Origin of the sequence: Arenimonas sp. (assembly GCF_035312645.1) — a bacterium.
Classification (GTDB): Bacteria; Pseudomonadota; Gammaproteobacteria; order Xanthomonadales; family Xanthomonadaceae; genus Arenimonas.
The window spans coordinates 1-5,345 of record NZ_DATGBO010000004.1; the positions used below are offsets into that span (position 1 = coordinate 1).

Below are 5,345 nucleotides of genomic sequence, written 5' to 3' on the forward strand. Positions count from 1 at the left end.
GGTCGTACGCTGGTGCGCATCAATCCGAAGTTCTACCGCCCCGCGGAAGTCGAATTGCTGATCGACAATCCGGCCAAGGCCACCGCCAAGCTGGGCTGGAAACCGACCACGACGCTGGAGCAGTTGTGCAAGATGATGGTCGACGCCGATATCGCCAGGAATGAGCGTGGGTTCTCTTTCTGAGGCGAAGGGCGCGCCCGTCGCGCTGGTCACGGGCATCTGCGGTTTCACCGGTCGCTACCTGGCGCGCGAACTCGAAGACGCCGGCTATCGCGTTGTCGGTCTGACCCATCAGGCCAACAACGAAAGCAACTGGCTGACGGTCGATCTCACCGACCGTGCCGCCGCCGATGCCGCGATCGCCTCCGTGCAACCGGACGTGGTCGTGCATCTGGCGGCGATTGCCTTCGTCGCGCACGGCGATGCCGATGCGATCTACCGCGTCAACGTGGTCGGCACGCGCAATCTGCTCGAGGCGCTAGCGAAATCCGCGCACAAGCCGCGCGTGGTGGTGCTGGCCAGCAGCGCGAACATCTACGGCAATGCCGACGTCGAGATCATCGACGAGGACGTACCAGCGACGCCAGCCAACGACTACGCGGTCAGCAAGCTGGCGATGGAATACATGGCGCGGCTGTGGATGGATCGCCTGCCGATCGTGTTCACGCGGCCATTCAACTACACCGGTGTCGGCCAGTCGGTGAATTTCGTATTGCCCAAGATCGTCGATCATTTCCGTCGGCGCGCGCCGCTGATCGAGCTCGGCAATGTCGACGTATCGCGTGATTTCTGGGACGTGCGTTCGGTTGCGCAGTCGTATCGGCGCCTGGTTGAAGCCGCGCCAGTCGGTGGCGTGTTCAACCTGTGCTCGGGTCGTGCGTATTCGCTGCGCGAGGCGATCGCGACGCTGGAATCGTTGGCGGGGTATCGCATCGAAATCCAGGTCAACCCGGCGTTCGTGCGCGCCAACGAAGTCACGCGCCTGTCGGGCACGAATGCGCGCCTGCTCGCAGCGGTCGGCACGCTCGACGACTACACACTGCCGCAGACGCTGGAATGGATGTATCGGGCTTAGGGATGCATGCAGCCAACTGAATCGTCACCCGGCTCGCGCCGGGGTGACGCCCCCGGCCTCTGGCAAACTGATCCATCACCGCACTGGAACGCGCCCCGCAATGCGCCTCGCCCTTGGCATCGAATACGACGGCAGCGAGTTCTTCGGCTGGCAGCGTCACAACAACGGGCCGACCGTGCAGGCGGCGGTGGAAGAGGCGCTGGCGTTCGTCGCGCATCATCCGGTCGAGGTCGTGTGCTCGGGCCGCACCGATGCGCGCGTGCATGCGGCCTGCCAGGTGGTGCATTTCGACAGCGATGCTGCGCGCGATCCACGTGCCTGGGTGCTGGGTAGCAATACGCGTCTGCCTGGCGGTGTCCGCGTGCTGTGGTGCCAGGCGGTCGCCGATGATTTCCATGCGCGTTACGCTGCCCGCGCGCGCCGCTATCGTTATCGCATTCTCAACCGCGCGATTCCGCCGGCGATGCAGCGGCAATTCCTCAGCTGGGAGCGCCTGCCGCTGGATGCCGATGCCATGCATCGCGCTGCCCAGGCACTGGTGGGCGAACACGACTTCAGCGCCTTCCGCACCGCGCAATGCCAGGCCAAACATCCCAATCGCCATCTGCACGAGATCGGCGTGCGTCGCGATGGCGAGCAGGTGATCGTCGAAGTACAGGCCAACGCCTTTCTGCACCACATGGTCCGCAACATCGTCGGCAGCCTGATCCCGGTCGGTCATCACGAACAATCCGAAACCTGGCCCGGACAGTTGCTTGCCGGCCGCGACCGCACCGTCGCCGGTCCGACCGCACCCGCCGAAGGCCTGGTTTTCCTGGGCGCGAAATATCCCGCCGAATGGGGCCTGCCCGCCGAAGTCACTTTGTCGCTTCCGTAGGAGCGCTGTAGGAGCGGCGCAAGCCGCGAACGCTCTGCTTCGGAGCGAAGCCTATCGCGGCTTGCGCCGCTCCTACACCGCTCCTACGCAGGCATGCGCGCGGTTTGCGACACAGGCCTACAATGTTTCCCCCGCTCACGGCCCAAGCCCATGCGCACACGGATCAAGTTCTGCGGCCTCACGCGCCCCGGTGACGTCCGCCTCGCGGTCGAGCTCGGCGTGGATGCGCTGGGTTTCGTTTTCGCGACGGGCAGCCCGCGTTTCGTGACGCCGGAATTGCTGCCCGGGCTGCGCTCGGCGGTGTCGCCGCTGGTCGATGTCGTCGCCCTGTTCATGGATGCCAGCGGCGCCGCGGTCGTCGAGGTGGTGCGGGCGCTGAGACCGAGCCTGCTGCAGTTCCATGGCCGCGAAGACGACGCTTTCTGCCGCAGTTTCGGCCTGCCTTTCATCAAGACGCTGACCATGGGGCCGGGGTCGGAGGACGCGCAAACCGCGCGGAAACGCTATCCTTCGGCTTCCGCGCTCCTGCTCGACGGCCATGCGCCGGGTCAGCAGGGCGGACGTGGCGAAAGTTTCGACTGGGGCCTGGTGCCCAATCTCGGACGGCCGATTTTTCTCGCGGGTGGCCTGGATGCCGGCAACGTTGGCACCGCCATCCGCCAGGCGCGTCCGTACGCGGTCGATGTGTCGAGTGGAATCGAGAGTTCGCCAGGTCTCAAGGATGGCGACAAAATGCAGCAATTCGTAGACGAGGTAAGACGTGCCGATCGCCAGCAGTTCGAAACCAGCCAAGGCCATGAATGAGGTTCCCGCTGCCGCCGACATCGCCGATTTCGGCGCCTGGCCCGACGCCAGCGGACATTTCGGCAACTATGGCGGCACCTTCGTTTCGGAAACCCTGATCGAGCCGCTGGCCGCGCTCGCTGCTGCCTACGATCACTACCGGAACGATCCGCAGTTTCTCGCCGAGCTGCAGCACGATTACCGGCATTACGTCGGTCGTCCGAGCCCGATCTATGAAGCCGAGCGGCTGAGCAAACACGTTGGCGGCGCGCGCATCCTGCTCAAGCGCGAAGACCTCAACCACACCGGCGCGCACAAGATCAACAACACCATCGGCCAGGCGATGCTGGCCAAGCGCATGGGCAAGACCCGCATCATCGCCGAGACCGGCGCCGGCCAGCACGGCGTGGCATCCGCCACGGTCGCAGCGCGCATGGGCCTGAAATGCGTGGTCTACATGGGCGCGGTCGATATCGAGCGCCAGGCGATCAACGTATTCCGCATGAAACTGCTGGGCGCCGAAGTCGTGCCGGTGCATTCGGGTTCGAAGACGCTGAAGGACGCGCTCAACGAAGCGATGCGCGACTGGGTCAGCAACGTGCACGACACGTTCTACATCATCGGCACCGTCGCCGGCCCCAGTCCGTATCCGCGCATGGTCCGCGATTTCAACGCGGTCGTCGGCACCGAGGCACGCGCGCAGATGCTGGAGCAATACGGCCGTCTGCCCGATGCCGTGGTTGCCTGCGTCGGCGGCGGTTCCAATGCCATCGGCATTTTCCATCCCTTCCTCAACGATCGCAGCGTCGCGATCTGGGGTGCGGAAGCGGCGGGCGAGGGCATCGCCAGCGGCAGGCACGCGGCCTCGCTATCGGCCGGCCGCCCAGGTGTGCTGCACGGCAATCGCACTTACTTGATTTGCGACGACGACGGCCAGATCACTGAGACGCATTCGATTTCCGCCGGTCTGGATTACCCCGGCGTCGGCCCCGAACACGCTTTCCTCAAGGACAGCGGCCGCGGCAACTACGTCGGCGTCACCGATGCCGAATGCATGGAAGCGTTCCATCTCCTGGCGCGCACCGAGGGTATCCTCGCGGCGCTGGAATCGAGCCACGCGATCGCCCAGGCGATGAAGCTGGCACGCGACCTGCCCAAGGATGCGCTCGTGCTCGCCAACCTGTCCGGTCGCGGCGACAAGGACATCTACACCATCGCCAGGCGCGAAGGCATCACGCTCTGACGCGCCAATCCGTGCGCCGGTTCATGCTTCTGTCGCCGATTGTCGGCGGGGCGCAGGGCCGGCGGCGCCGCTCTTCCGCTAGAATCCCCCGCTGACTCCTCGACCGATTGCCACCATGACCACACCCAGCGCTGTTGCCCTGCCTCCCGAACTGCACGCCTGCGTCAACGAATTCCTGGCGCACGCCAACACCCTGCACAAGACCTACAACTACGATGCGGTCAGTGCCTCGATCCTGTATGCGGCTGCCCGCTACAACGTGCACGGTTTCCTGCATCGCGGCGACGCCGGGCAGTTCAGCCGCGAGGAATTTGTCAGCTACATGATCGACCTGTATCGCCGCATGCTCAACGAGCACATCGACACGATGGCCAGCGGCGACCCCATCGTCTGAGCAGCGCATCGCCCGCTTTCGTACCACCGTCCTTTTCTGAAGAACCCGCCATGACCGAAACGACACCCACCGAGCAGATTTCGCAGGAATTTTTCATTCGCGTGAATGATTTCATCGAGATGGCCAACCGTATCGAGCGCCGCTTCGATACCGCGCACGCCCAGCTCGCCATGCTCCACGCCTTCGCGCGTTACAGCGCGCATCACTACCGCACCGTGGTCAAGGCCGATAGCGAGGCCGAGCGCGAGCAGTTCGCCGATTACGTCGGCTTGCAGGTGAAGAATTTCATTCTTCACTACAGCAGCGAGATGATCGGCGCGGCTCCGGCCGCCGGCAGCGCCGCCGTAGAATGAGCCGCATCGCCGCGTCTTTCGCCAGGCTGCGTGCCGGCAGGCGCAAGGCGCTGGTGCCGTTCATTACCGCCGGCGATCCGTCGAAGGAAGCCACCGTCGCGGTCATGCATGCATTGGTGGCGGCAGGCGCCGACCTGCTCGAACTCGGCGTACCTTTCTCCGACCCGATGGCCGATGGCCCGGTGATCCAGCGCAGTTCCGAACGCGCACTGGCGCGCGGCGTCGACACCAACTACGTGTTCGCCTGCGTGCGCGAATTTCGCGAACGCGACGCGCAGACGCCGGTGGTGTTGATGGGCTATCTCAATCCGGTCGAAATGCGCGGCATCGATCGTTACGCCGCTGAAGCGGTCGCTGCTGGCGTCGACGGCGTGTTGCTGGTCGACCTGCCGCCGGAAGAAGCGGCGCCGATGCGTGCAGGCTTCAGCGCGCAGGGGCTTGACCTGATTTCGCTCGCAGCGCCGACCACTTCGCCGGCGCGCCTCGCGCACCTGGCCAACGACGCGCAGGGCTATGTGTATTACGTCAGCTTCGCCGGCGTGACCGGTGCCAGTGGTATCGACGTCGCCGATGTCGCGAAACGCGCAGGTGCGTTGCGCGCGATCGCCAAGGTGCCGGTG

At 65.0% G+C, this 5,345-nt stretch carries 8 protein-coding genes; all 8 read left to right on the forward strand.

Features of this window, described 5'->3' with window-relative positions; all coding sequences use genetic code 11:
* Positions 1-183: GDP-mannose 4,6-dehydratase (locus VKM35_RS00345; protein WP_324317172.1), on the forward strand; the 183-nt coding region annotated here is incomplete at its 5' end.
* Positions 161-1,075 carry an NAD-dependent epimerase/dehydratase family protein gene (locus VKM35_RS00350; protein ID WP_324317174.1) on the forward strand — a complete coding sequence of 305 codons (915 nt, stop codon included), beginning with the start codon at positions 161-163 and terminating at the stop codon, positions 1,073-1,075. The genes VKM35_RS00345 and VKM35_RS00350, both read left to right, overlap by 23 nt.
* A gap of 100 nt (positions 1,076-1,175) precedes the next feature.
* Positions 1,176-1,952 carry a tRNA pseudouridine(38-40) synthase TruA gene (gene truA, locus VKM35_RS00355; protein ID WP_324317176.1) on the forward strand — a complete coding sequence of 259 codons (777 nt, stop codon included), beginning with the start codon at positions 1,176-1,178 and terminating at the stop codon, positions 1,950-1,952.
* A 150-nt stretch (positions 1,953-2,102) separates the two neighbouring features.
* The gene (locus VKM35_RS00360; RefSeq protein WP_324317178.1) at positions 2,103-2,756 is read left to right on the forward strand and encodes a phosphoribosylanthranilate isomerase; all 654 of its coding nucleotides are present in this window, start codon (positions 2,103-2,105) and stop codon (positions 2,754-2,756) included.
* Positions 2,749-3,978 (forward strand): tryptophan synthase subunit beta, encoded by a 1,230-nt coding sequence (gene trpB / locus VKM35_RS00365; RefSeq protein WP_324317180.1) that lies wholly within the window; start codon positions 2,749-2,751, stop codon positions 3,976-3,978. The genes VKM35_RS00360 and trpB overlap by 8 nt, the downstream gene beginning before the upstream one ends.
* A gap of 115 nt (positions 3,979-4,093) precedes the next feature.
* On the forward strand, positions 4,094-4,372 hold the full coding sequence (locus tag VKM35_RS00370) for a DUF3144 domain-containing protein (protein WP_324317182.1): 279 nt from the start codon (positions 4,094-4,096) through the stop codon (positions 4,370-4,372).
* Between the two features lie 50 nt (positions 4,373-4,422).
* Positions 4,423-4,725, forward strand: a complete 303-nt coding sequence (locus VKM35_RS00375; protein WP_324317184.1) for a DUF3144 domain-containing protein — start codon at positions 4,423-4,425, stop codon at positions 4,723-4,725.
* Positions 4,722-5,345: tryptophan synthase subunit alpha (gene trpA / locus VKM35_RS00380; protein ID WP_324317186.1), on the forward strand; the 624-nt coding region annotated here is incomplete at its 3' end. The genes VKM35_RS00375 and trpA, both read left to right, overlap by 4 nt.

Bases quoted from the DNA above. Each gene is read 5' to 3' on its own strand.
- VKM35_RS00350 (WP_324317174.1), top strand. From the start codon at position 161: ATGAGCGTGGGTTCTCTTTCTGAGGCGAAGGGCGCGCCCGTCGCGCTG.
- truA (WP_324317176.1), top strand. From the start codon at position 1,176: ATGCGCCTCGCCCTTGGCATCGAATACGACGGCAGCGAGTTCTTCGGC.
- VKM35_RS00360 (WP_324317178.1), top strand. From the start codon at position 2,103: ATGCGCACACGGATCAAGTTCTGCGGCCTCACGCGCCCCGGTGACGTC.
- trpB (WP_324317180.1), top strand. From the start codon at position 2,749: ATGAATGAGGTTCCCGCTGCCGCCGACATCGCCGATTTCGGCGCCTGG.
- VKM35_RS00370 (WP_324317182.1), top strand. From the start codon at position 4,094: ATGACCACACCCAGCGCTGTTGCCCTGCCTCCCGAACTGCACGCCTGC.
- VKM35_RS00375 (WP_324317184.1), top strand. From the start codon at position 4,423: ATGACCGAAACGACACCCACCGAGCAGATTTCGCAGGAATTTTTCATT.